Below are 25,722 nucleotides of genomic sequence, written 5' to 3'. Positions count from 1 at the left end.
GGGGTTCTTTTTCGTTATAAAAATGGAATAAATATCAATTTTTACAATAATCCACCGATAATATAAATGAAAGAAAATGAATGAATAGGAGATGTTTGTCATGTTTAAAAAGAAAATTGGTTTTTTACTGCTTGCCGGTCTCTTCATCGCTGCCTCTCTCTTCCAATCACCTGCACTAGCAAGTGAAGCATCTACGAAACAAACAAAAAATTATACAGAAGAATTGGAGCACCAGTATCCAGACAGTGATTATGCCAACAATGATACGATGGAAAAAGCTCAGTTCCTGCAGCCTTCTCTTTATTTGAATAAATCTTATTTATATCACGAGGGAAGTATTTCTTCTATAAATGACGTCGACTTTTACCATTTCACCAGTTCCAAATTTGATGGTGCGGACGGTCGTTTTTCCATTAAACTTGTGAATGTAAAGTCAGGAAATGATTTTGATCTCTATCTTTACAATAAGGACGGCGCGCTTGTGTCTTCCTCTGTGCGGACATACAACCAAAATGAGATCATTCATATGCCGAAAATTGCCGCCAGTACGGATTACTACCTAGCGGTTAAGCCTAAACAATTACTAAATGAAGAAGATAAAATGTACCGCATTGTCTTTGATAAAAGCATTGAAAAAGCAACACTCAAACGATATGGGTCGCCAGCCACACTCAACAGCTTCAATGAAGCCGGTTCTCCAAATTCTAATTTTGATTTAAGCAGTCTGCCGCAGGATGCTGTCGTAACTGGTCTTTCATTAGAGGCTGATAAAGGCAGTACCAACGCACACAATTATGTTTTCACCGTTTCTTCTTTAAAAGGCGGAGCAGTGAATGTACCTTGGAACGGTCAAAAGGTTGATATCTCTTCCTATAAAACAAGCCAGGTTCCAGCAAAAGACCGCTTTTTTGTTTCTTTCAACGCGATAGAGGTCCCTCAGCTTATCGGTGGACGATTAATTAAAGTAGGCGTCGTGTCGATTAAAAACTTGCAGCTCACCTTCGAATATGAATACAACCGTGACCTGAATTATTAATAAGAGGACAAAAGGAAAAGGATCTCCCTTTTCCTTTTTCTTATGCTTTCTTATGGTACGATACATATAGATGAAATCAGCTAAGAAGGAGTTGCGTGTATTGGAAAACGTTGTACAACGAACATTAACACTCGATGACATACCCGATCTTATCGCATTGTCAAAAGAGGTCGACTGGCCTGATTACAATGCGGATGAGCTTACATCTCTTTTAACAAACGGATATTTTACTGGTTTTTCAACAACGGATGGACAAGTCATCTCATGTGCGGGACTTTTCCAATATGATAAAGCAGCATCAATTGGTGCAGTTATTGTATCTGAGACGCATCGCGGCTTAGGCCTTGCACGGAAAATGATTGACACCCTGCTTCGCCGGAGCGATCAAAGCGTTCCTGTCGTTTTAACTGCTACTGTACAAGGACAGCCCGTTTACGAAAAAATCGGATTTCAAACGGCCGGCTATATTCATACATACAAAGCACAGACCACGAATCCATCAGCTTTTCGTGTGTCAGGCGGGATTCACCTTTCTCCTGCTGATGAAGCGGACCTTCCGACTATTGAAGCACTTGACGAAAAAGGTGCAGGCACCAATCGATCTAGCTTTATAAGAAAGCGAATGGATCGAGCATCGTTCCGGCTGATCGCACAGAATGAGCATCATGAAACAACTGGCTTTGCATTTGGCATCGAAACCCCTGCTAATCTCATGATTGGGCCGCTTGCAGCAAACGATGAACAAACCGCTCTCTCGCTCATCCAATCACTCATCTCGTCTTATTCAGGGGCAATTCGTTTAGATATGCAGCAAGAAACTGCTGAACGCCTTCATGAACCACTTGTTGAAGCAGGATTTACGAAAACAAACGTAGCCCATTTCATGATGATTCGCGGAAAAGAAAAACTAAATGATCCCGCCCTTTTCTATTTCCTTGCCTCTCAAGCATTTTCTTAAAAAACAAACAAGCTGTAGACACTTGATGTCTACAGCTTTTTTATTACTTCTCTCCAACTGACGAAAGAACATGAGCGAGTGCATTTGTGACCTTCCCATGCTCTGATGCATGCGGGCGGTCATCTCCATCTCCATAGCCATAATCAATCATTCGATTACGATTTAAGCAAAGCTTTGTCAGCTTCGGCTGGAATAGATCAAATAATTCAAAACGGTCTTTTAGCTGTGGGAATTGATTTTGATACTGCTGAATTTCATCAGCAAGCAAACGCCAAAGAGTCGTTTCATCTAACAGATCGTGATTGTCTAATACGTTGGATACATAGCGCAGATTGCAAATAAATAATCCTGTAAAGATAAATTGTACTAGACCTTCTGGCGGCTCACTGCGCAGCACTTCTTTTAAATCTTCTTCTAGTGAAGCTAATTCAGGCAGCGGCTGGTCACTTATATTCACATCATCCACGAAATCTTTGATCGCTAAACGATGCGGCTGATGATTTTTTAACACAAGAATCGTATTTTGACCATGCGGTGAAAAGACTGTGCCGTATTGATACATAAAGTGCAAAAGCGGCGGCATCACGACATGGAAAAACTTCGCCATCCATTCTTTTGCGGAGAGACCTGATTTTCCAATCAACTGCTTGATATACGGCTCTCCTTCATGATCCTCATATGTGAGTGCCGCAAGTGTAACAGGGCTTTCCCCTTCTTCTAAGTACGTATAAATGCTTTCTCTAAAAATGACACCGAGCATCTCAAGATATTGATACGGCGCACCAGACAGTTTGCTGTAGTATGGATGATCGACATTGATACTTGCATTCTCACCTGGTAAAATGACGCGGCACACATCAGATAAAAATGAGTCTTGATCAGCAATCCCTTTAATATGTGCTGTAATGCGCGGGGCAATGACCGTACGTTCTGATGGAAGTCCACGGTACACAAGTGTATTTAAAATGCTCATTGGCAGTTTAATATGATGCTTGCCTTTATTTGAGATATTTGTAAAGGTTCTGATCGACTGCTGCGGGATATATTGATCCAGCCCCTCTCCTAAATACACAATCCGGCGCAAGGCCAAATCTTCCGGAAAATGCTGAATAATCATATGCGTCCACTGCCACTGATGGACAGGCATCATATAATAGTCAGCTGCATTCAGTCCTTCATCCTTTAACACACGTTGAAATTGACGAATCGTGACTTCATCTAATTCTTTGGCGATCACCTGCTCATAGTTTTCATGATCGACTGCATGGAATGTCGCAAGCTCCCTGTGAACAGCAATCCAAGACAGCTGCACACATTCTTGACGTTCTGGTGCATAGGCTAAGTAATCATCGTAGCTGAATCCTATACGCCCTTTGTTATACACAATCCAAGGATGGCCTGTCATTTCTCCTTCAATCCATGCATAATCCGTATCTGTCAGCTCATCCGCACGAAGCGCTTTTTTCGACAGCAAATGGACATCGGCTAACAAAGTATGGTGAAGCTCTTTGATAAGATGGCCTGTTGTGTCAGAGGACATTGGAATGATCGGCTGAATGTCTAGTAAAAACACAATGGCACTGACATCCTTTGACCACTTTCCATCCTGGCAGCACTCAATTGATTCAGCGATTGTATCAAAACTATCAAACAACCGAGGTTTTGCCAGATAACGATATTTCTTATGTTCATGAATGATTAATTCATACTGGGCAATGCCATCCTTACGATCCAGCTCGACAGGATGAAGCATGTCCTCATACATGTATTCGGACAGCATTTTTGCCACCATTCTCTGGTTTGCCTTTTTCCAAGCAGCAGGATTCACCGCTTTTTTCAATTCATCTTGTACACTCATCGCTTCATCCTCCTTAACCTTTGATTTCTTCAAATGTGTGTGCGTTCTTGTGTGTACCAAATGTCTGGAAGACGTGCTTTTGATAAAGTGGATACACGGTTTGACGAGCAAGTTCATTGATGATCACACTGTTTCGATAAGCCCCCAGCCCCAAATCTGGAGCGCCGACCCCATGTGTATGAAGCTCTGCATTTTGTACAAAAATATCATTTTCACCCATCGTATTTGTTTTCAAACGATATTCACGTTCCACTTGGAAACGTCCTTGATCATCCCATTGAATGTGGTGAGAAATAGGGTTGATAAATGGCGGCAGAACGGATTGATAGCCAGTCGCCAATACAACAATATCCGTCTCATGCGTAAAAGATTCTTCCTTGACCCACTGCGAGCAGGAAAGTGATAATCCGCCCGCTGTTTCCTCAATCAAGTTGACCTCCGTCATGGCTTGAAGCACTGTGTTCAGCTGCGTTCCGCAGGCAGAACGTTCATAAAGCAAATGATAAATATCACGAATCATTGCCGAACTGATGCCTTTATACAGCAAGTCTTGCTGTTTTAATAACGCATCCTTTTTTGTTTGCGGAAGCTCATAAAAGAAATCAATATAGTCAGGGGAGAAATACTCAAGCCCTAGGTTTGAATATTCCATTGGGAAAAATCCTTTTGACCGTGTGAACCAGTGAATATCCTTCGCTTCATCATCTGATAAAATGTCATAAAACACTTCTGCCGCACTTTGACCAGAGCCGATAACTGTGACAGATTTCCCTTTGAAACAGCCTTCTTTCTTTCGTTTTAAATAGTCAGCTGAGTGAAAAACCTTCTCTCCTAAAGCTGGCTGGAGCGATGCTGGCACTGCGGGCTGCGTGCCAATTCCCAAGACGAGATGTTTGCTTTCGAACACCTCTACAGTTTGATCCTTCACATGACGGACATGCACTTCATACCGCTTTTCCCCTGCCTTTTCAACCAGTGAGACAGATTCGACGTTCATGCCAAATCGGCAAGAGTCTAACTGGTCAGCGACCCAGCGACAGTAATGACTGTATTCCTTGCGCGGGATATGGAAGTCCTCTAAAAAGTAAAATGAATACAAACGGTTTTGTTCCTGCAAATAGTTGAGAAAGCTATATTTGCTTTTCACATCTGCCATACTGACAAGGTCCGCTAAAAATGGGACTTGCAGTGTCGTCCCTTCAATGAGCATTCCTGGGTGCCAGTGAAAGGCTTCACTTCTTTCAAAAAACAAAGCGTCTATTTCATTTACCTCTTCAGATAATGCGGCAAGTCCGAGATTAAACGGGCCAATGCCGATCCCAATTACATCCACTATATTATTTTGCTTGTTGAACCGCGTCATGGTTATACTTCCTTTCGAATCGTTCTCGATCACAAAACATCAAAAGACCTGTTTTATCCGGTAAAGTGACTGGTTTTACACGTTCAAAGCCGCATTTTTCAAATACATGAATCATTTTTTCATTGCGAATATCCGGCTCAGCGACGATTTTTTCTGTTCGCTTGTTCTGCTCAAATTGAAATGCTGTCATTGCCTGAAGGAGCGGCGCAGCAAATCCTTTTCCCACATAATCCGGCTCCCCTATTAACAAGTGGATGCCTTGATCATGCGGAGAAGGCTCATAGTAGGATTCAATGACATCTCCTTTCACGTTATAAGCCTCAAAATAACTCATTGGCGTCCCATCAATCGTGCCTAAATAAAGGGTTTGATGCGGATCATGTATTGCCTGATAAAAATGCTTTTCAAAATTAGGAAAAGGAATATTCAAATGCCAAAATGGGTGAACATACTCTTCTTGCATCCATTTGTGGACAAGCTGGACGTCTCTTTCAAATTCAGCACGAATAAACCTAATACGATGCCTCATCCAATCAGCGCCTCCTTATGTAAAAAGAGCGGATTCAAGACAGCTGTGTAACGAGACTGTGTTTCCAGAGAACCTGTCAGCTCATCCATATCTTCAAATCGTGTCAGCAAATTCGCTTTTGAAGGAAGTTCTTTTGAACGGAGAAGGCTGTTTGTCAGATCAGAAGCTCCGTACTTCTCCTCATGAGCAAGCAATGCATCTCTCACGAGTGCCAGCAAGTCTTCTTCCTTTGCTAGTCCTTCTGTGCCAAAGCCATTAATGAGACCAAATAAATGATTAAAGAAGAAATAATAACGGAGTCTCTCAACGGCTACATCATCCGCACAAATGGTTTCACTTCTTACGCTCAAGTTTTGAACTAGATTTGCGAGCTTATCTTTTTTTGATTCACTATAATAGTAGCCTTGGTTATCACGGTAATAGAAGGTGTCTGGATAACCATCCTTCATTTGCACAACAGCATTTTGCTGATGGGCCTCGAGTGCAAGACCATACGTTTCAAATAGCCAGAGCATCGGCTTTAACGAAATGGTTAAGTATTGTTTAAACCAATCTTGGCTGACCGCTTCTGTTGACCGGCCTTCTGCATCTGCAAGTTTATGAATAATTCCTGCTAATCTTGATTTTCCTCCGTACGCATGATCCTGACATAGCCCAGCAATTAAGCTTGCGCCTTTTTCACGATGCAAGAATGGATTTTGACGAATGACCACTTCAAAGCCAGATTCCGCTTCATCTCCTCGAATAGATAGATATGCAGGATCTTCAATGACCCGGAATCCAGAGAATTTTTCATATAAAGAAACGCCTAATTCTGTTTTTAAGATGCGGGACATCTCTACTCCTCGATCCAGTTCCTTTTGTTTATTGATGCGTAATGAGTTCGTAATTTTCACAGGAACAGAGAATTTGAGCATGTAAGCAGAATCCTTTTGATAGACCGTTCTAAAGGATGAGGTCGCTGTGTATTCAGACCCCAGCGGTCCTAAATAAGTCAGTTTCCCCTCCTCTATATACCGCTTCACGAATGCCTTCTCCATGACCACTTTGACTTGCAGCGGATGAATTGGAATGAGCACATATTCTCCGTTTTCTGTTAACCTATTCAGTCTCTCTATTTCTTCTGGCACCTGACGCGAAAGCTCTTCTAACATGAGACTTGCCGCAGGTTGTGAAATAGATGAATCCTGAAGCACAATCGAATGGTGCGCTTTAAAGTAATGAAGCTGGAAAGCCCCTTTCAGCTCAGGAGAATAGACGGCTTCCTCCTCTTCTGTCATCCCTTGTCTGCTTTTTGGTGTAGGATGTGTTAAATGTCCAAGGAGAAGTGACTGCTCAGCCTCGATGTACTCAAAATCAGCTTGAGATAAAGCAGCTTGATCACTTTCTCTCTCCCTTAAGAATCGTTCAATATTTCGGCAGCTTAAAATGATGCGAAGCATGAATTCATCCTCTGCATCTGTGCGGCCATATGCAATGAGAAGCTCCTTTGAACATAAAGCAACAAGTGTCGTGTAATCGACGATCGTCCCCTCTTGCTCGCTTCCACTCGGACGAAAGCGAATCGGAAAATCAAAGAGATGGCGGCCTACAGATGAAAAGTATCGGATCGGAATCACAAGCTCAAGGTCTTGCTTTGCTAGTTTTGCCACGAATACAAGCGAACCATCTGCTTTCGTCTCTTTTTTTGCAGATCGATCGATTCCTGTTTCACGTAAAAAACAGTTTAAAAAGCTTTGCATAGTTGCATTTTCAGCCATTTGTTTATATTGACTCAACGTAGTACCCTCCCGGATTGAATATGAGCGATCCCGATATCAACGATGTCAGAAAGGATTTCCTCAATATGTGTAATTGTCGTTCTCGGATTTAACAAAGTGAATTTCAAGCATGTTTGACCATCCACCACTGTTTTTGCAATGACAGCAGTTCCTGATGTGAATAGCGTTCGATGGATGATTTTATTGATGTCATCCGCACCCTTAAATCGAAACACTACTGCATTGATTTCTGGCTCAGGATTGATCACTTCAAGGTGATCATTGCTCTCGATAAGCGCAGCCACATCCTTCGCAAAATCAATGGTATGGTCAATCATGTCACCAAACCCTTCCTCCCCAATCAGACGAAGAGAAAGAAGCAATTTCAGTGCATCAAAACGGCGCGTCGTTTGGACAGATTTATTGACGAGATGTAGTATTCCATCCAGTTCATCTTCTTTTGGATTAAGATAATCTGCATGATAATTGATCAAGCCGAAATGCCTTTTATCCTTCAGCAAAAATGCTCCGCAGGAGATCGGCTGATAAAATTGTTTATGAAAGTCGATCGTGATGGAATCAGCCAGCTCAACACCATCTAATTTATCTCGGTAGTTTTCACTTAATACAAGCGCTCCACCATAGGCAGCATCTGCGTGTATCCACAGACCGCATGGTTTGACGATGTCATACACATCTCGAACCGGGTCAATACTGCCAAAATCAGTTGTCCCGCAAGTCGCCACTAGCGCAAAAGGCAGGAGATCCTGTTCCTTTAACTCAACTAGTTTCTTCTTCAAATCGTTGAGGTCCATGCGGTGATGCTCATCTGTCTCTATCAGAACAACCGCCTGCTCCCCTAAGCCTAGCTGGGATGCAGATTTTTTCACAGTGAAGTGAGCATTCTTAGAGCAAAGAATTCTCATACGGTGAGCCTCACTCGGCAAGCCTTTCTGCTGAACATTCCATTGCCATGTGTTCTCACAAAAAGCATCTCTTGCAAGAAGCAGCCCCATGTAGTTAGATTGGGTTCCACCGCTCGTAAATGTCCCATCTGCTAAATTTCCATAAGAAAACTTCGCACATAGCCACTTTAAAATTTCCTCCTCAACCAAAGATGCAATACCGCTTTGATCAAAGGAATCCATTGATTGGTTAAATGAACTTACTATCACCTCTGCGGCAAGCGCAGGTATAAGCGGCGGGCAATGCAAATGTGCCAAGCATTTAGGATGCGATACATCAACCAGATGTGGCAAAAGGTGCTGCTTTATATCTTGAAAGACAGATTCAATTGATTCGCCAGACGGTTGAAACTGAAATAATGATTCGACACTAGCCGCTAATTTCCCAGGCAATATTCCACTGTATGGTCCTTGGTCTTTTTGCCATTGGTCCAGTAAGCTGTCGAGAGATGTATGAAGAGCCGCTTGGAAGGACTCTCTTCCAAGCTGGCTTTGATTGATAAATAATGAATCCACAGAAGCTTTAGTTGATTGCATCGTAAACGGCCTCTTTGAAAATAGCAATAACTTGTTCAAGCTGTTCTTCAGTCATGATCAATGGCGGTAAGAATCGAATGACGCTGCCGAAACGGCCTCCTGTCTCTACAATTAAGCCTTTATCGAAGCAATTCTTTTGAATGAGACTTGCTAGCTCAGGATTTGCTGGATAACTTCCATCCACATCCTGCTTTTCATTTGGATTAACTATTTCAGCACCAATCATTAATCCTCTTCCTCGAACATCACCGATAGCAGGTATATTTTTTTGAATGTCTTTTAGATGAGCCTGCATGCGATTCCCTAACTGGTCAACATGATCAAGCAGATTCGTTTCTTTTATAAATTTAAGCGTAGCGGTTCCTGCAGCCATTGCCATTTGATTTCCTCTAAATGTGCCAATGTGTGCCCCTGGATTCCATTGATCCAAATCTTTATCATAAATCACAACTGAAAGCGGCAGGCTTCCACCAATGGCTTTAGATAATACAATGACGTCTGGCACAATTCCTGCATGTTCAAAAGCAAACATCTTACCAGTTCGGCCAATGCCTGATTGAACCTCATCGATAATGAGCGGAATGCCTTTTTCATTTGTGATTCTTCTCATTTCTTGCATCCATTCAATAGATGCTGGAATTGAGCCTCCCTCACCTTGTACTGCTTCAAAGATCATACCTGCTGGCGGAAGAATACCACTTTCAGGATCATTTAATACACGCTCAATATAAGAGCTGGAAATGCGGTGTGAATCTTTCCCGCCAATTCCGAATGGGCAGCGATATTCATATGGATAAGGCATGAAATGCACATCTGGGATTAACCCTTGCACTCTTTCCTTTGGAGACAAATTCCCGCTCAATGACATCGTGCCATGTGTCGCACCGTGATAAGCACCGTGGAAAGAAAGAATGGAACGATTTCCTGTCGCTGTCTTGACTAATTTAATCGCAGCTTCTATGGCATCACCGCCAGTTGGTCCACAAAATTGAATTTTTGCTCTCTTTGCAAACTCTTCTGGCAGGTGAGAAAAAATTTCATTCACAAACTCTTCTTTAATTTCTGAGGTTATGTCCAACGTATGCAATGGCCTTTTTTCATGAAGCATACGTTCAATCGCTTCTATCACAACCGGATGATTGTGGCCAAGTGCAAGTGTTCCTGCGCCTGCTAGACAGTCATAAAACTCTCTGCCATCCGCATCTGTCACGATCATGCCCTCGGCTTTTTGCATGGCTAATGGGAACCGTCTCGGGTAAGACCTTGCATTAGATTCTCTTTGACTTTGCTGCTCTAAAAATTGCTGATTTTTAGAAACGGTTTTGATGGACATAATAAAACACTCCTCCAATTGATAAAGATTATCATTTTCATTTACTAGCCTAGAGGATTTGAGATAGGAAAGTCAATTGTATTCAAAAAGATGATTCGAAAAGCATATGAATACAATATTCTCTTTTTAATGAGTATTTTCGAGTAATTTTTACAAACCTTACTGCCATAAGGAGATGGAACGCATGAGACGGATTGACATTGAAAAAAATTACAAATCATTTTTCCTGGTTCATTTGTTCTATTCAATTCAAAGCGCTCATTTTATGCAGAAATTTGGATGAAATGAAGGTAGAAAATTGAAGAAATCACACTGTTTTTTCTTGATATAAATGGTTTGGGTGGTATAATTTCTCTGAAACATAAGGGATGGAGAGGGGAATTTTGATGATTTTAACAAAGCACGATCTTCACCATTACTTAACGCAGGATAAGAAAGCATTAGCTATCACGCGCAGAAGGCCAAAATGGTTTGGGGACGATATATGGAAATATCAAAGGTATTTACGAAAATATGAATACTATTCTAATAGCGGCGCTACATTGCGCAAATGGTTTTACCGCTATTTACATAAAAAGAAAGGGATGCAGCTTGGCTTTGATATCCCGATTGGCGTCTTTGGCCCCGGCCTTAGAATCAATCATACTGGCCTCTTAATTGTAAATAAGCACGCAAAAATTGGGGCATTTTGTGATATTCATCAAGGGGTGAATATTGGTCAAAACCATTCCGAAAAGGATGTACCAACCATTGGAGATCACGTATGGATTGGGCCCGGTGCTAAGCTGTTTGGAGACATTTATATCGCAAATCATATCTCAATTGGAGCAAATGCCGTGGTGAATCATTCCTTTCATGAAGAGCAGATCGTCATTGCTGGTGTACCGGCTCAAAAGGTAAAAGAAAAAGGCCCTTCTTCATGAAGGCGCCTGATAAAAAAGAATAACACCGATCAAAACAGAGATGAGCAGCATGAGATAAAACAAGATGGTTAAAATCAAGATCGTCCAGCCCAGCCCCTTCCTCTCTGTCTTGATCAAATAAATGCCGAGTACGATGGTACTAAAAAGCACGCCTAAAATGGCCCACAGCCATTTGTCTTTGTGATGCTTTGGCGCATCAAACCATAAATAGATAGCAACAGCAAGTGAAACGAATAGACCCGTTATTCTCAAGATTAAACTCCCCCTTATTATGTATACGCGCTCTCTATGATGCGTTTGAGTATCCGATGAGCAGCAACAGGAAGTAAAAGACATAGACTAGCATAACAATAGAATAGATGATGATGGACACGATCAGAACTGTCCAGCCCAATCCTTTTCTTCCTGTTTTGATGAGGTATATCCCAAATGCAAAGAGCCCGAATAAAAGACCTAAAATAGACCATAACCATTTATTTTTCCCATGTTTTGGTGCATCTATCAATAGATAAATTGCGACTAAAATAGATACAAACCATCCAGTGATCCAGCCCACATTCATCTGCCATCCTGCTTCTTCAGTTTATTCCGTTATATGATACTTTTTTCCTAAAAAATAATGATTCAGAGGATATTGCGCGGGAGGCTTCGCCATTCTTCTCTCAGCATTCCGTAGCGCATCGAATCATAATACTCTCCTTGATAATAACGGACCTTTCTTAGTCTCCCCTCAAGGACAAATCCGCATTTCTCTGCGCACCGCATCATCCGTTCATTCCCTGACCAAGTAGTTAGACCAATTCGAGGGATATCAATATGCGTAAATAATACATCAATCCATAGATTTAATGCCTTTGTCCCAATGCCCCCGCTCCAAAAGCGTGAGTCATAAATGACAATGCCGCATTCAAGCCACCGTGTACGTTCATTCTCCCAATAATATGATACGGTACCTTTGATATCACCGTCTATTTCAATGCCATATAGCTTTTGGGGAATAGATTCATCCTGTAAGTAACGTTTCTTAAATGCAGAAAGCGGGATTTCGTGTTCATAAAAATAAGGGGCATTCCATTTCCGATAGGACTGGTCTGGTGCTTTAAATTTTAAATGCCACACCGCCTCTAAGTCCGTTTCGGTTAATGGACGTATGTTTACAAGCTCTTCCTTTTCTCTTTTCATCTGTTCACGTTCCTTTACTTTGTCGTTCTTTTTGCTAGATGACGGTATTCAATCGGCGTCATGCCTTCATTTTGCCGAAACAGCTTAGAAAAATAAGTAGGGTCGTCAATGCCTACATGCTCTGCAATGGCTGCGATTTTTTCATTTGTTGAGGCGAGCATGCTTTTAGCTTTTTCGATCTTGAGACGATGGCTGTACTGGTTTGGCGTCAATCCATACACCGTCTGCATACACCTTGTCATGTAGTCAGGATGATAGTGCAGTTTCTCTGCAAGCTGCTCCATATGCAATTTCTCCATAAAGTGATGCTCAAGATAGTGAACCACTTCTGATGCGACAGTCTCCTTTGCACTTGGAATATGAAATGCTTCCTTTTGCAGGTGAATGAGCAGTTCCTCAAATAGAAGCTGTTTTTTCAGCGGAAGTTCAGATGCATCATGATTTAGTGCGCTCATCGCTGAAAGGTGTTTTTCTAACACACTTCGTCCCTTCACTTTTCCTAAACGAGGCAGGCTAAATTCATATGTTGCCGGCTTTTCGAAGGTGGCTTGGTTTTGTTTCATATCAATCCAGTGTTCTCTCGGCCGGTTCGTCAGCTCAAATCGATCAATTGAGAAATGCAGCCACTCATAGTAGGTATCCTCTTCACATGGCAGATGTCCGCCATGAGACAGGCCCGGTGAGAGAATCATATATTCACCTTCTTTTACGTGAAAAGCCTCCTCGTCCTCTGTCATCCATAGTTCACCTTTTCTGACATAGAGAAGATCAAATACAGCGAAGGTTCTTGAGATATGTCTTTCTCCTTGATGAAATATCCCTTTACCTGAAGCTATATAAATAGGAAACGGCGGTACAGTAAATGTAATAAATCGATTCATATTCATCCCCTTATGAAGTCGTATTTCTCCAATAAGTTTCGGTTTCATCTCTTCTTATTATAGTCGATGCAAGGTACACTATAAATCGGATTTATACGAAAGGGGGCTTTGTGATGAAATCTCAAACCCTGTCATATGAAAAGGTTCAAGCCAAAGATGAGAAAACGCACCCTTCATTATTTGCATTAACTTGGCCTATTTTTATCGAAATCTCTTTATATATGCTCATGGGGAGCGCTGATACACTTATGCTCAGCCAATACTCTGATAACAGTGTGGCCGCAGTAGGTGTAAGCAACCAGCTCCTGAATTTATTAATTGTCATGTTCAGCTTCATTACAACAGGAACGACCATTGTGATTGCGCAGCTTCTAGGAGCTGACCGCAAGCAGGAAGCGACTCAAGTCGCCTATGTCTCACTAGGGACCAACTTCTTGATCAGCTTTGTCATTAGTCTCCTCATGTTTATGTTAGCTGTTCCAATTCTGCACATGATGGGCTTATCAAGTGAACTCATGCCGGATGCGGCGGTCTTTTTACAAATTGTCGGGCTGCTTTCTTTTATTCAAGCGCTTATTATGACGTATAGTGCTATTTTAAAAAGCTACGGATATACAAGAGACACGATGTATGTCACCATCGGAATGAATTTGCTAAACGTTGCCGGCAATTATTTGGTCATTTTTGGTCCGTTTGGCTTTCCGGTATTAGGTGTCATGGGTGTTGCCTTTTCAACCTCGCTGGCTCGATTGATCGGATTAATGGCGATGATTCTCATTGTCCGCCGCCGAATTGGATTGCGCTTTTCGCTGAAGAGCATGTTTCACATCCAGCGGACGCATTTAAAAAGACTGCTGAAAATTGGCATTCCTTCTGCTGGAGAGCAGCTTTCTTATAACGGCTCTCAAATGATCATTACCCTGTTTATTACATTTATGGGGACGCAGGCTTTAGCAGCAAAGGTCTACACTCAAAATTTGATGATGTTCATTATGTTATTTGGTGCAGCGATTAGCCAAGGCACACAAATTTTAATCGGGCGCCATATTGGGGCGAAAGAATTCGATGCGGCCTACCGCAGATGTATGAAAAGCTTATACTGGGCCATTGCGATCTCTCTTCTTTCTTCCACTGCTTTATCTTTATCATCGACGCATTTGCTTACGTTTTTCACTAGCAATCATGAAATCATTCAAATCGCCGCCACACTTCTCCTATTGACGATCATTTTAGAGCCGGGACGCTCTTTTAATATGGTCATTATTAATTCATTGCGGGCTGCTGGTGACGCGAAGTTTCCAGTGTACATGGCGATGATTTCAATGTGGGGAATTGGGCTTCCGATCGCTTACTTGTTAGGCATTCAGCTTGAAATGGGGCTCATCGGGGTTTGGATTTCTTTTATCGTGGATGAATGGGTCAGAGGCATCTTTATGTATAGGCGCTGGCGTTCCAGAGTATGGACGGAGTATCGTTTTTCTTCCACATAAAAAGGACTGCGGGGTGCAGTCCTTTTTTACGTAATATCTTCTAAAATAAGTGCTTTTTCCTGTTTTGAAATAAATGCTCGCTCTGTAAAGACGCGGTATTCGTTTTCTCTTGTTTTATCTAAGATGGCTTTATAAAAGTGGGCTGCTGCTTTCACCGGTATACGTGAATATAACGGGAATTCATGAAGATGGTCAAAAAACTCCTCATAGTATGCCTCTGCCTCAAAAGCAATGTACTCCCAGACGTGCTGAAAAGCTTGATTGACAATCCCTTCCTTCAATTCTTGCTCTGTGTACCCGAATTGATCCATCACTTGCTTTGGCAAATAAATACGGTCTCTTTCAGCCTGATCTTCGCCGATATCTCGAAGAATGTTGGTTAGCTGCATAGCGATCCCTAACGAAATGGCTGCTTCTTTTAGCTGCTCTTTTTTACGCGGTGCAATAATGGGAAGGAGCATGAGTCCAACGGTACTAGCAACATGATAGGAATAGATGAGCAGTTCATCTAACGTTTCGTATCGCTGCTGCTCTAAATCCATCTCCTGTCCTTGGAGCAGGTCACGAAACGGGGCTTCATCCATCCGAAACTCTTGAAATGTATGCTCTAGCGCCACCCATATCGGATCATTCCGGTCTACCTCACCTTGTAAAAATTGATCAAACGTCTTCCGAAAGGATGCAAGGTCCTCTTGTGGCGAAGGCGACTCATCTACAATGTCATCTGCTCTCCGGCAAAAGGAATACACGGCCCAGACGGCCTGTCTTTTCTTTTTAGGCAGCATGGAAAAGGCCCGGTAAAACGTTTTTGAATGGGTTTGAATGGTTTCCTCACACACTTTTAATGCTGTTTGTACATCAACCACTTAACTTCACTTCCTTTCTATCATTCAAATCTTTTAGTAGTACAGAAGCCATGAGCTTCGCACTTTGCATCACGATCGGCACCCCGCCGCCCGGATGGATGGAAGCACCTGCCGCATAAAGATTGTCTGTCTCACTGACCTTCACTTGCGGGCGGAAGACACCTGATTGAAACAAATTAGGCGCAAGTCCAAAGCTGCCGCCTTCAAACAATCCTTCTCGCAGGGAATCATTTGGTGTCCTGACCTTTTGCCAGACAATCGACTCTCGCAATCCCGGAAAACCTCTTTTTTCAAGGACACCCACCATGTTCTCGACAAAATCTGTCTCCTCTTCCCAGTTGATATGATCTCCTGAAGGAACGGGAACGAGCATGTATAGAACACTGCAGCCATCTGGGGCAAGAGATGGATCAATGATCGATGGATTAAATGTATAAAATGACGGGTCTTGAGGAATCGTTTTCGTTTGAAAAACCTCTTTCATATGCTGATCAAAGTGTTCTCCCATAAAAAATTGATGAACAGGTGCTTCCTGATACATCTTGTTTAAACCAAGATACACCATCATACAGCCAGAGGACGGCACGTATTTTCGGCGATCTTGTTCGTCTAAACCAAACTGTTTTAACGCAGCTGGATAATCTCCATTGATCACAAATGCATCAGCGGCTACATGTTCATCATTCACTTTTGCTTTGACTGCCCGTTTTCCCTCAAACTCAAATTGCGTGACTTCTTCATTTTTTCTTACATGCACACCCATTTTGATAAGCTGCCCTTCCAATATATCTACTAAACTTGCATAACCGCCTTTTAAATAGTAAATACCATGTGCGTGCTCACTATATGAAACAAGCGAATAAATGGCCGATGCTTCATACGGGTTTCCCCCAACATAGAGGGTTTGAAGTGCGTATGCATCTCGCAGGCGTTCGTCTGAGAAATATTTTTTCAGAGCGCTTTGTACCGTTCGATACGCCTTTAATTTCATTAAAATCTTCATATTGGCTTTTGTAAAAAATGTACGTTTTTCGTGAAATGATTTTTCTAGAAAAGCTTTCTGCCCTTCTTGAAACCGGTCCGTCATTTCTTCCATAAACCTCTGGAACCCTTGATCTTCTTTTGGAAATACACGTCTGATTTCATCTAGCTGACGACGTGCATCAGAGTATTTCGTATAGGAGGTTCCATCTTGATATTGAATTGTGTACAGCGGATCAAGCTGCAGCAGATCAAGAGATGATTCGTCAATTCCTACCTCATGTAAAATGCCTTTTAACATGTCAGGAAGTAGGACAATGGTCGGACCTTCATCTACTTTATATCCTTTCTCACGTACAAAAGCAAGTCTCCCGCCAAGCCGTTCATTTTTTTCGACAAGGGTGACATCATGTCCCGCTTTTTTCAAATAAAGCGCTGAGATCATTCCGCCAATACCGCCACCTGCAATCAATATATGTTGTTTCATGAGGCGCTCCCCTTTTCTTGATGCCGCATTGTTTTGTGTGAATGTTTCTCTTTTGAAAGAATGGCATTTGTCGTGATACGCGCTGATTCTAAAATGGTTGGCAGTCCGCTTCCTGGATGTGTTCCTCCTCCAACGAGCCAGCAGTGCTTTAATTCATCAAATTCATTGTGCGGCCTTAGGACCATCATCTGCGTCAGCTGGTGGCCAAGGTTAAATGTAGCTCCTTCATATACGTAAAGGTCTTCCTCCCATTGCTTCGGTGTGATCATCCGCTCAACTTCTATATGCTGCCTGACATTCTGAAAGCCGGTTTTCCGCTCCAATGTATCCAGCACTAGCTCTCTAAATTCATCTTGATGCGCTTCCCAGTCAATACCGCTTTGGTTATTGGCAACTGGAGCAAGCACATAAAGAGCTGATTTTCCTTTTGGAGCAAGTGAGCCATCAGTTACGCTTGCATTTTGTATATAAATAGACGGATCATCTGGCAGCTCATATGTTTTCGTAATGCCTTTGACGAATCTAGCATAATCATCGGAAAAAACAATGGTATGATGCGGCTCATCGTACATGGTATCCAATCCTAAATAGAGCATAAAGGTAGAGCATGAGAATTTTTTCTTTTTTAGTTTTTTCTCACTGTATTTCTTTAAAAGACCTGGCTCGACAAGCCTTGTCATCACATGTGCAAAGTCTCCATTGACGACAACCTCATCTGCTTGTATTTCTTCCCCAGATTCTAAACGAATGCCTTTTACTTTCCTTCCCTCCGTGAGCAGCTTTTCGACGCCAGCTGACAGATGAATCTCTGCTCCAGCTTCAACCGCCGCCTTTGCCATCGCTTCTGACAGCTGATTGACACCGCCCTTCGGATGGAATACACCTGTATCATGCTCCATAAACGAAAGGATTGAGAACGCACCAGGGCATTCCCACGGCGACATTCCTAAGTACTTTGATTGAAATGTAAAGGCATATTTCACTGATTCATTCGAGAAATAGTCTGACAGTACATCATACAAACTTTTATTTAGCGAAAGCTGTGGAAGTGCTTTGATCACCTTCGGGCGAAGGTAATGATGAAAGCGGTCCATTTTACTTTGTAAAATTGGTGTGAGCCGATCCATTTTGCGCTTTGTATCCTTCATAAACCTTAGATATCCTTCGCCCTCACCCGGCGCAAAGGCTTCTAATCGTTTGTACATTTCATCGCGATCTCGAATCATATCCAGCTGATTGTCTTGAAAAATTAATCTATACATCTCTTTTAATTCAATCACATCGATATAGTCATAAAGATTTTTACCAGCAAAGGTGAACAGCTCCTCTGCAATATGAATCATGCTGAGAAAGGTAGGACCTGTATCAAACGTGAAATCACCAAGCTGAAACTTAGCATTACGTCCGCCGACAAAGGACTGTTTTTCGTATACATGAACTTCATGTCCTTTGCTTTGAAGCATCATAGCTGCCGCAAGTCCCCCTGGTCCCGCTCCGATCACAATGATTTTCATTATCCTTTTTCCTCCAAATTAATTCACTTTAAGTTAATTATACAAATTAGAAAGACTAGATCAACTTTTGATGTGCTCAAAAAGTCTCATGTTATGTATCAAAAAAGCCGGCTTCCTTTCAACAAGTACAAGAAAGCCGACCCTTTATTACGCTTCTATATCAATTCGATACGTTTCAAACCAATGATGAATCTGTGCTAGATGGGCAATCAACTGCGGGCCCTTCATGAGCTGGCCATACCAAGGCACATGAAAGGAAGCTCCTTCCGTTTCAATCAGCTGCTTTAATTGATGTGGATCTAAAAATTCGTGAAGGACAGAATCTTTTTGCGCGAGACAATTTGTTAGCATCTCTTTCACAGCCTGAGTATAGGCTGGATGATGTGTTTTCGGGTAAGGACTCTTCTTTCGATAAAGCACTTCATTCGGTAAAATTCCCTCTAATGCTTTTCGCAAAACCCCTTTTTCACGATTTCCATGCATTTTCATTTCCCAAGGAATATTCCACACATATTCGACAAGGCGATGATCTGCAAATGGCACACGTACCTCAAGACTAGCACCCATACTCATTCGATCTTTTCGATCAAGCAGTGTTGTCATAAACCAGATCATATTTAAGTAAAAAAGTTCTCTCCGGGCTTTATCGACTCCAGTTTCTCCATCTAAAAGAGGCGTTTCTGCCACCGTTTCTTCATATTTGCTTTGCGCATATTCCTTAAGTGACAGCTTTTTTTGCCACGAGTCTTGCAGGAGCTGCGTTCTTGCTTCTGTCGATCTCATCCAAGGGAAACTATTTGTTTCATTTGCCATGTGAAACCAAGGATAGCCGCCAAAAATCTCATCAGCACACTCACCTGATAAACCAACAACGAAATCCTTTTTAATTTCTCGGCAGAATATAAGTAAAGAAGAATCGATATCTGCCATCCCTGGTAAATCTCGAACCTCAACCGCTTCCTTCAAATACGCAGCCAGCTCTTTTTGACCGATGATACAGTTGTGATGATTCGTTTGAAATGCTTTGGTCATTTGATTAATCCACGGGCCATCAGCATTCGGCTGGAATTGACTTGCTTCAAAGAATTGATCATTTTCTTCGTAGTCAATGGAATACGTATGAAGCGGTGCTTTCCCTATTTTCTCAAAGTGCTTAGCGGCAATGGCAGTAATGGCACTAGAATCGACGCCGCCAGATAAAAATGTACATACAGGCACATCAGAGACAAGCTGTCTTGTCACAGCATCTGTAAAGAGATGCTTAATGTGCTGTGCGGTGTCATCAAGTGAGTCAGTATGCTCCTTGCTTTTGACATTCCAGTATCTCCACACGCGCAGGCCGTCTTTTGAAAAGGTCAAGGCATGTGCAGGTCTCAGCTCTTTTACCCCTTTAAACACTCCTTGGCCTGGTGTTCTTGACGGCCCTAAGCCAAAGATCTCCGACAGCCCTTCATGATCGACTTTTGCTTTGATATCAGGGTGAGCAAGAAGTGCTTTAATCTCTGAACCAAATAAGAAGGAATGATGACGTTCTGTATAGAAAAATGGCTTGACACCGAGCCGATCTCTCCCTGCAAATAACAATTCACGCTCACTATCCCAGATCACAAATGCAAAAATGCCATTAAAATGGGAGACACACTCTTCCTTCCATTCTGTATAGGCATGAAGAAGAACTTCTGTATCAGAATGCCCAAGAAAGCGGTGCCCCCTTTTTAACAATTCTTTTCTTATATCCTCCGTGTTATAGAGCTCTCCATTGTATACAATCGTATAAGCATGGTTTTGATGTGTATATGTCATCGGCTGCTTTCCGCCTTCTACATCTACCACCGCTAACCTTTTATGTCCGAAAAGAACATGCTCACTTTTCCACGTATTTGTATCATCTGGCCCTCTTTTAGATAATGTATCTGTCATTTGATTGATTACATGATCCTGTTGGATGAGCTGCTTTTTAAAGTCTGCCCAGCCTGTAATTCCACACATCATCATCAGCTCCCATCCGTTTTTCCTCAAGTGTTCTCATTCAGCCTTTCTTAGTTTATGCATCGTCTCCTTGATAGTTGATTTGTCCTTTTTTCCCGGCGTATAGGACAGGCTTGATTTGGTAAGAAAAGAAAGAGGAAAGGAGCTTTTGCAAATGGAGAATCGAATGAAGCAGCTTGAACGCTGCAGCAGAAGATGGTGTAACGGGTATTTGCTCATTGAAAACGGACATTGTCTGATTGAAGATGAAGAAGGAGAGATCATGCTGCCAGAAAGTCTTCAAAGCACAATGATCTGTTTGAAGGAAAATGACCGATGGACAAAAGGAGAATTGCTTGGTTCCATGGTTCTTCATGAAAACGGGCAGCTAATAGAAGTACAAGGAGGAGAAAAAATTCAATATACGGCGTCCCTTGCCAAAGGCTGGCTCGATCTTCTCATGTTCGTACCGGAGAACGTCTTTGATCACATCCTTGAGCAGGTAGAGCAGCTTGGTTTTTCCGTCTATGATTGTGTCTTCTCTTCCTTTCATTCATTGCAGCGCGTCTCTTTCTTTCAGTTTTCGGCAGATACGCAATCACTTGCACTTCAATGTCACCATGACCCTGCCTCCAGTCACATTCGTTTTGAATGGACCACTTCAGATGGACAACGGATCGTTTCACAATTTGATGCCACATAAAAAGGACACTGCTTCGTATAAGCAATGTCCTTTTTATATTAAAAGATATGGAAACCGATCGGCAGACGTAAACCGAGAAGAATGGTCACAATCGCAAATACGATAAAACCAATCAACACACCAGTCACCGATTTTCCTTTTTTCTTGCGCACTAGGACCATTTCCATGAAACCGATCACTAGGATACCGAGAATCATTTTTCCGATATACTCGCCCCCGAAACCTGGAATTTTCATTCCTGTGCGAACATACAACTCTACGCCTGTTGCGATAATGATCAAGTAGAATAAGCGAACGATCATGTGCACAATTTTAGCGCCTTTGTCGTTTTTACCTGCTAGAGCAAAGGCTACGAAGAATAAAATAATCCCCAGCACCCATGCTGTGATATGTAAATGTGTTCCCATTTGTGATTTCCCCCTTTATCAGAACAAGTACCTTCTCATCGTACCACGAAATAAGTCGAACACAAAGCGACAATCCTGTGTCATCACGTGCTTTATTTGACGTGATTTGTCAGCGTCCCAATCGGTTCAATCGTGATGTCAATTCGATCTCCAGAAGCTAAAAACTTAGGCGGTTCAAAGCCCTTCCCTACCCCAGAAGGTGTACCTGTTGCAATGATGTCACCTGCTTCTAGCGTCATCCCTTTTGAAAGAATGGAGACGATGTTCTCAATTGTGAAGATCATTAATTCCGTACTGGCAGACTGACGAACCTCTCCGTTTACCTTTGTTTCCACATGGAGCGCACCATGATCCTCGATCATTGATTTATGAACGATATAAGGTCCTATCGGGCAGGTTGTATCTAAGCTTTTGCCAATGAAAAATTGTTTGTGTTTTTTCTGCAAATCTCTTGCCGTCACATCATTTAAAATGGTGTAACCGAATATATAATCTTGTACCTCTTCAGGAGCAATGTTTTTCCCTGATTTGCCCATCACGATAGCAAGCTCTCCTTCATAATCCAATTCACTTGTCACATCTTCATGAAGAAGAATCTCATCTTCGTGTCCAATGACAGAAGTAGGTGCCTTTGTAAAAATCATCACGTCTTTAGGAATATCCGCCGCACTTCCCATTTCCATAACATGATCTTGATAATTCTTTCCGACACACATGATGTTTTTAGACGGCTTTGGAATCGGGGCATGGAGTTTCACGTCCGAAAGCGGATATACATAAGAGCCGCGGTCTTCTTCTTTTTTCTCAGCCCAATCAAGAAGCTGCCCCACATGTTCTACAAACTTGTCCCCCATTTTGATGCACTCAGATAAAGAGTTTGGCAGTGTCTCAAGCTCAAATAATTTGGCTTCTGCCTTTTTGACGTCCATCACCCATTCATCATCAATGACTACCCCAATAAACATGCTGCTATGTATCTCACCTGTAAAAAACTTCATGTCTTCCCCTCACAATCTTCATTTCGCTAAGTTATGATGTCTCATTTTATTTCTCTATGAAATAAAAAAAACCCTTTTTTATCATACTCTCTTTTAAAAAGGGTTTCAAAAATGATGATTGAATGCCTAGCGGAAACGGCGGTATTCCCACATATTTCCTTGATCCCATTTACGCTCAACATTTCCTGTTCTTTGAGAACGATGCTTCTTCTTTCCACATCTATGGCAAGATCGGCTGCGTTTATGGTGATGAGAACGTTTAGATCGATGGCTACGGCGTGACTTGCGGCTCTTCTTATGATGGGATCTGTGCTTGCTGCGATGTGACTTGCGGCAGCTTTTCTTATGATGCGATCTGTGCTTACTGCGATGTGACTTGCGGCAGCTCTTCTTATGATGCGATCTGTGCTTGCTGCGGTGTGACTTGCGGCAGCTTTTCTTATGATGCGATCTGTGTTTGCTGCGACATGACTTTTTCGGTTCGCTCTTTTTGCTTCTGCAAGATTTTTTGCTTTTATATGACTTTTTACTCTTCATGCTTTTCTTAGAGCGATAACTTTTCTTTGAACGATAGCTTCTGTAGCTTTTTTTACTGCGGCGTGATTTACGGCGTCCACCACCGCCAAAGAACCAATGACCGCGATTTGAATGACGAGAACGAGCTGACTTATGCGAACGTTTCGATTCTGGTTCACGATCTAAGTGATGATCACGTCCCTCACTTCGAAGTGAAGCCACTGCATGTTCAATGTGCGAATGATCAAATGTACTCACGAACAATTCCCCTCCAGTCTATGCTTCGACAAAACAAACAGACAAAGCTGTTTATCTTCTCTGCTTTATGTTACGAGACTCGGTAGACAAGTGTTCGTGACGAATGCCTCTTTCCTTTAAAACTCCATGAATACCTACCAGCTGGTACAGGACATTCCTTCACTTTCATATTGTAAAGAAGAGCATATAGGAGGCTGATGAACGTATGAACACGGAATCTTTAAAACAACTTGATATGTGGATTCATCCAAAGGACCTGATTGAACTAAAAAAAGACATTTGGAACGATGAACCTGTTGAAGCTATTCTGAAAACAGGCCAAACCAAATCACATATTTATGCTTCATACCGCGGTTCACACATTAGAAAACTTAAGAAAAAATCCTATCAAATTGAATACCGAAAGCCAAAACAAAGACAAGGCGAATCCATCTTTCATTTAAATGCAGAGTACAATGACCCTTCGTTTATCCGAAACAGACTATCCTTTTATTTCTTTGAGCAGATGGGGGTGCTTAGTCCAGCCGCTTCTCATGTGTTTCTCACCATAAACGGAAGAAAAGAAGGCATTTATTTGAAAATAGAATCCGTCGATGAGTTCTTTCTTCAAAAACGGCAGCTTTCAGGAGGCGGCATTTATTATGCGGTTGATGACGACGCGAACTTCTCCCTTTTGAGTTCTTTTGATAAAAAGCCAAAAAAGCACCTTCTTCTCGGATACGAGAAAAAAACGGGGACGTCTCAACATGATCAGCAGTTGAGCGAATTTATTTACTTTCTCAACACAGCAAGAGATGACACTTTTGCAGAAAAAATTGAACAATACCTAGATGTAACACAATATTTCCGCTGGCTCATCGGTGTGGTATGCACACAAAACTTTGATGGTTTTGTTCATAATTACGCTCTTTATGTGAATGAACAAGGGCGGTTTCAAGTACTTCCTTGGGATTATGATGCAACATGGGGTCGTGACATTCATGGAGAAGAAATGGCGTTTGATTATATCCCAGTAAACGGCTTTAATACATTAACTGCTAGACTACTAGATATCCCTTCGTTTAAAGAAGCCTATTACACACTTTTCCAGCATGTACTCGATACACATTTTGTAGAAGACCGGCTCTGTCCAATCATCGAGAAATGGCATGAATCGATTGTGGACCGAATTGGAGATGATCCATATACGAAAGATCGAAAAGACATCCTACCATCTGAACGAGACTTAATCCGGCAGTATATCAACAAAAGACGACGTTATTTACAGGCTGAGATCAGAAAAGAGAAATTTGGTACGTAAGAACACTTTCGAATTTTGTCACTTTATTACTCATATTGACGAAACAGCTTTTTTTATAGAAAAATAGGGTATACTAACCATATCCTTCTATTTGATAAAAAATGTGAGAGTTGGCGTCCGTTATGATCAATTATGAAATTGAACAAAAAAGATTACATTTAATTGAGACTGCAAAAAAATTCGGGATGAATGCGGAAGAAACCATCAGATGCAGTCAAGAGCTTGACATGCTCTTAAATAAAGGCATCAAATCCACCTCTAAAGATTGCTCAAAAAAAGGGTAAGCCATACATCTAATTCCTCTCATGAAAAGCTTTCAAAAAGACAATCACACATTAAAAGCCCCATCATAAGCTATGGTGAAACGCCCAAAAACAAAGTGCCCTAATTTTATAAAGGATGTGCACCGCTATGCCGGCTATTGTGGGAGCCTTTAAAGTAAATGCCGTCGGAACGAGCGGAGTCGTTCATGTTGGAGACTGTATCACCATTTCTCCAAATAGTCAGGTTAAAACGTTTGCTGGCGCAGGCAGTTTTAATACAGGTGATCAATTGCAAATTAGCAACTACAAAAGTGTGACAAATACGTACGACAGTGATGTCATAGATCAACCGCTTGTTGGTAACTTGTAAGGAGTGAGGATCCGTTGAACTTCTATATTAATCAAGCGATACAAATTAATTATTTACGTGTGGAGTCTGTGAGTAACTCCTCTGTTCTGCAAATCGGGAGTGCTGGATCCATCAAAGCCCTTTCCAACCTGTATAACACGGGAAGCTACGTAGAAGCAGCGCCTGCCGCAGCAGGTACACAAGGAATTGAAGAATCTCAAGGCGCAAGCACAGCACCTTTTGTACCGCTTCAGTCACCAACAACTTAAGTCATCTGCAATCCCCGGAGGTGTAGGT

Annotated in this window: 26 protein-coding genes; 9 read left to right on the top strand and 17 right to left on the bottom strand. The window is 42.0% G+C overall.

Annotated features, from left to right (window positions below):
• Positions 1-100: 100 nt before the first annotated feature.
• Positions 101-1,036 carry an anti protein gene (locus tag NST59_RS05465; RefSeq protein ID WP_107163853.1) on the top strand — a complete coding sequence of 312 codons (936 nt, stop codon included), beginning with the start codon at positions 101-103 and terminating at the stop codon, positions 1,034-1,036.
• Positions 1,037-1,136: 100 nt separating this feature from the next.
• Positions 1,137-1,994, top strand: coding sequence for a GNAT family N-acetyltransferase (locus NST59_RS05460; RefSeq protein ID WP_341040409.1), 858 nt, complete (start codon positions 1,137-1,139; stop codon positions 1,992-1,994).
• 43 nt (positions 1,995-2,037) lie between these two features.
• Here the strand turns inward: NST59_RS05460 and NST59_RS05455 are convergent, their stop codons facing one another.
• Genes NST59_RS05455 through NST59_RS05430 form a run of 6 tightly spaced genes read right to left on the bottom strand, consistent with a single transcriptional unit; the run spans position 2,038 to position 10,339 of the window.
• Positions 2,038-3,852, bottom strand: a complete 1,815-nt coding sequence (locus NST59_RS05455; RefSeq protein ID WP_106025281.1) for an IucA/IucC family protein — start codon at positions 3,850-3,852, stop codon at positions 2,038-2,040.
• 13 nt (positions 3,853-3,865) lie between these two features.
• Entirely contained in the window at positions 3,866-5,215 is a 1,350-nt protein-coding gene (locus tag NST59_RS05450; protein WP_338594532.1) for a lysine N(6)-hydroxylase/L-ornithine N(5)-oxygenase family protein, read from the bottom strand.
• Positions 5,190-5,744, bottom strand: coding sequence for a GNAT family N-acetyltransferase (locus NST59_RS05445; RefSeq protein ID WP_260775761.1), 555 nt, complete (start codon positions 5,742-5,744; stop codon positions 5,190-5,192). The genes NST59_RS05450 and NST59_RS05445 overlap by 26 nt, the downstream gene beginning before the upstream one ends.
• Entirely contained in the window at positions 5,741-7,522 is a 1,782-nt protein-coding gene (locus NST59_RS05440) for an IucA/IucC family protein (RefSeq protein WP_341040406.1), read from the bottom strand. The genes NST59_RS05445 and NST59_RS05440 overlap by 4 nt, the downstream gene beginning before the upstream one ends.
• Complete coding sequence (locus NST59_RS05435) at positions 7,519-9,006, bottom strand: pyridoxal phosphate-dependent decarboxylase family protein (protein WP_341040404.1); 1,488 nt, start codon at positions 9,004-9,006, stop codon at positions 7,519-7,521. Before NST59_RS05435 ends, NST59_RS05440 begins: the two co-directional genes overlap by 4 nt.
• Complete coding sequence (locus NST59_RS05430; RefSeq protein ID WP_341040402.1) at positions 8,993-10,339, bottom strand: aspartate aminotransferase family protein; 1,347 nt, start codon at positions 10,337-10,339, stop codon at positions 8,993-8,995. Before NST59_RS05430 ends, NST59_RS05435 begins: the two co-directional genes overlap by 14 nt.
• Before the next feature lie 386 nt (positions 10,340-10,725).
• On the opposite strand from NST59_RS05430, the gene NST59_RS05425 reads away from it, so the two are divergent.
• Positions 10,726-11,262 carry a serine O-acetyltransferase gene (locus NST59_RS05425; protein WP_041089754.1) on the top strand — a complete coding sequence of 179 codons (537 nt, stop codon included), beginning with the start codon at positions 10,726-10,728 and terminating at the stop codon, positions 11,260-11,262.
• Here the strand turns inward: NST59_RS05425 and NST59_RS05420 are convergent.
• The 4 genes from NST59_RS05420 to NST59_RS05405 form a co-directional block, all read right to left on the bottom strand.
• Complete coding sequence (locus NST59_RS05420) at positions 11,257-11,514, bottom strand: hypothetical protein (RefSeq protein WP_039177699.1); 258 nt, start codon at positions 11,512-11,514, stop codon at positions 11,257-11,259. The genes NST59_RS05425 and NST59_RS05420 overlap by 6 nt on opposite strands.
• A 34-nt stretch (positions 11,515-11,548) precedes the next feature.
• The gene (locus NST59_RS05415; protein WP_341040398.1) at positions 11,549-11,824 is read right to left on the bottom strand and encodes a hypothetical protein; all 276 of its coding nucleotides are present in this window, start codon (positions 11,822-11,824) and stop codon (positions 11,549-11,551) included.
• Positions 11,825-11,886: 62 nt separating this feature from the next.
• A complete protein-coding gene (locus NST59_RS05410; RefSeq protein ID WP_058838824.1) occupies positions 11,887-12,444 on the bottom strand; it encodes a GNAT family N-acetyltransferase in 558 nt (185 codons plus the stop codon).
• Positions 12,445-12,458: 14 nt separating this feature from the next.
• Positions 12,459-13,325 (bottom strand): AraC family transcriptional regulator, encoded by an 867-nt coding sequence (locus tag NST59_RS05405; protein WP_341040396.1) that lies wholly within the window; start codon positions 13,323-13,325, stop codon positions 12,459-12,461.
• A 113-nt stretch (positions 13,326-13,438) separates the two neighbouring features.
• Here NST59_RS05405 and NST59_RS05400 point away from each other — a divergent pair, with 113 nt between their 5' ends.
• A complete protein-coding gene (locus tag NST59_RS05400; RefSeq protein ID WP_039177690.1) occupies positions 13,439-14,815 on the top strand; it encodes an MATE family efflux transporter in 1,377 nt (458 codons plus the stop codon).
• A gap of 26 nt (positions 14,816-14,841) precedes the next feature.
• Here NST59_RS05400 and NST59_RS05395 read toward each other — a convergent pair whose 3' ends face one another.
• The 4 genes from NST59_RS05395 to asnB all read right to left on the bottom strand — a co-directional run bounded on the left by NST59_RS05395 (position 14,842) and on the right by asnB (position 20,652).
• Entirely contained in the window at positions 14,842-15,681 is an 840-nt protein-coding gene (locus NST59_RS05395; RefSeq protein ID WP_099663133.1) for a phytoene/squalene synthase family protein, read from the bottom strand.
• The gene (locus NST59_RS05390; protein ID WP_126682037.1) at positions 15,674-17,149 is read right to left on the bottom strand and encodes a phytoene desaturase family protein; all 1,476 of its coding nucleotides are present in this window, start codon (positions 17,147-17,149) and stop codon (positions 15,674-15,676) included. The genes NST59_RS05395 and NST59_RS05390 overlap by 8 nt, the downstream gene beginning before the upstream one ends.
• The gene (locus NST59_RS05385) at positions 17,146-18,663 is read right to left on the bottom strand and encodes a phytoene desaturase family protein (RefSeq protein WP_144491061.1); all 1,518 of its coding nucleotides are present in this window, start codon (positions 18,661-18,663) and stop codon (positions 17,146-17,148) included. Before NST59_RS05385 ends, NST59_RS05390 begins: the two co-directional genes overlap by 4 nt.
• 147 nt (positions 18,664-18,810) lie before the next feature.
• Positions 18,811-20,652, bottom strand: a complete 1,842-nt coding sequence (gene asnB, locus NST59_RS05380; protein ID WP_039177680.1) for an asparagine synthase (glutamine-hydrolyzing) — start codon at positions 20,650-20,652, stop codon at positions 18,811-18,813.
• A gap of 154 nt (positions 20,653-20,806) precedes the next feature.
• Between asnB and NST59_RS05375 the strand changes: the two genes are divergently transcribed.
• Positions 20,807-21,334 (top strand): DUF2777 family protein, encoded by a 528-nt coding sequence (locus tag NST59_RS05375; protein ID WP_126682040.1) that lies wholly within the window; start codon positions 20,807-20,809, stop codon positions 21,332-21,334.
• 38 nt (positions 21,335-21,372) lie between these two features.
• Here the strand turns inward: NST59_RS05375 and NST59_RS05370 are convergent, their stop codons facing one another.
• The 3 genes from NST59_RS05370 to cotG form a co-directional block, all read right to left on the bottom strand.
• Entirely contained in the window at positions 21,373-21,741 is a 369-nt protein-coding gene (locus NST59_RS05370; protein WP_034282135.1) for a YisL family protein, read from the bottom strand.
• A gap of 92 nt (positions 21,742-21,833) precedes the next feature.
• The gene (locus NST59_RS05365; protein WP_341040389.1) at positions 21,834-22,739 is read right to left on the bottom strand and encodes a fumarylacetoacetate hydrolase family protein; all 906 of its coding nucleotides are present in this window, start codon (positions 22,737-22,739) and stop codon (positions 21,834-21,836) included.
• Positions 22,740-22,865: 126 nt separating this feature from the next.
• A complete protein-coding gene (cotG, locus tag NST59_RS19160; protein ID WP_082672261.1) occupies positions 22,866-23,513 on the bottom strand; it encodes a spore coat protein CotG in 648 nt (215 codons plus the stop codon).
• Positions 23,514-23,718: 205 nt separating this feature from the next.
• On the opposite strand from cotG, the gene NST59_RS05360 reads away from it, so the two are divergent.
• From NST59_RS05360 to NST59_RS05345, 4 genes are all read left to right on the top strand, one after another.
• Positions 23,719-24,813, top strand: coding sequence for a CotH kinase family protein (locus tag NST59_RS05360; RefSeq protein ID WP_341040388.1), 1,095 nt, complete (start codon positions 23,719-23,721; stop codon positions 24,811-24,813).
• Positions 24,814-24,935: 122 nt separating this feature from the next.
• A complete protein-coding gene (locus NST59_RS05355; RefSeq protein ID WP_039177669.1) occupies positions 24,936-25,097 on the top strand; it encodes an aspartyl-phosphate phosphatase Spo0E family protein in 162 nt (53 codons plus the stop codon).
• Positions 25,098-25,224: 127 nt separating this feature from the next.
• Entirely contained in the window at positions 25,225-25,446 is a 222-nt protein-coding gene (locus tag NST59_RS05350; RefSeq protein WP_024425506.1) for a spore germination protein, read from the top strand.
• Between the two features lie 14 nt (positions 25,447-25,460).
• A complete protein-coding gene (locus tag NST59_RS05345) occupies positions 25,461-25,694 on the top strand; it encodes a spore germination protein GerPB (RefSeq protein WP_003210877.1) in 234 nt (77 codons plus the stop codon).
• Positions 25,695-25,722: the final 28 nt, after the last annotated feature.

This window comes from Bacillus sp. FSL R5-0439 (assembly GCF_038008805.1).
Taxonomy (GTDB): Bacteria; Bacillota; Bacilli; order Bacillales; family Bacillaceae; genus Bacillus; species Bacillus safensis.
The sequence above is the reverse complement of the archived record's forward strand: the minus strand, read 5'-3'. Positions and strand labels throughout refer to the sequence as shown.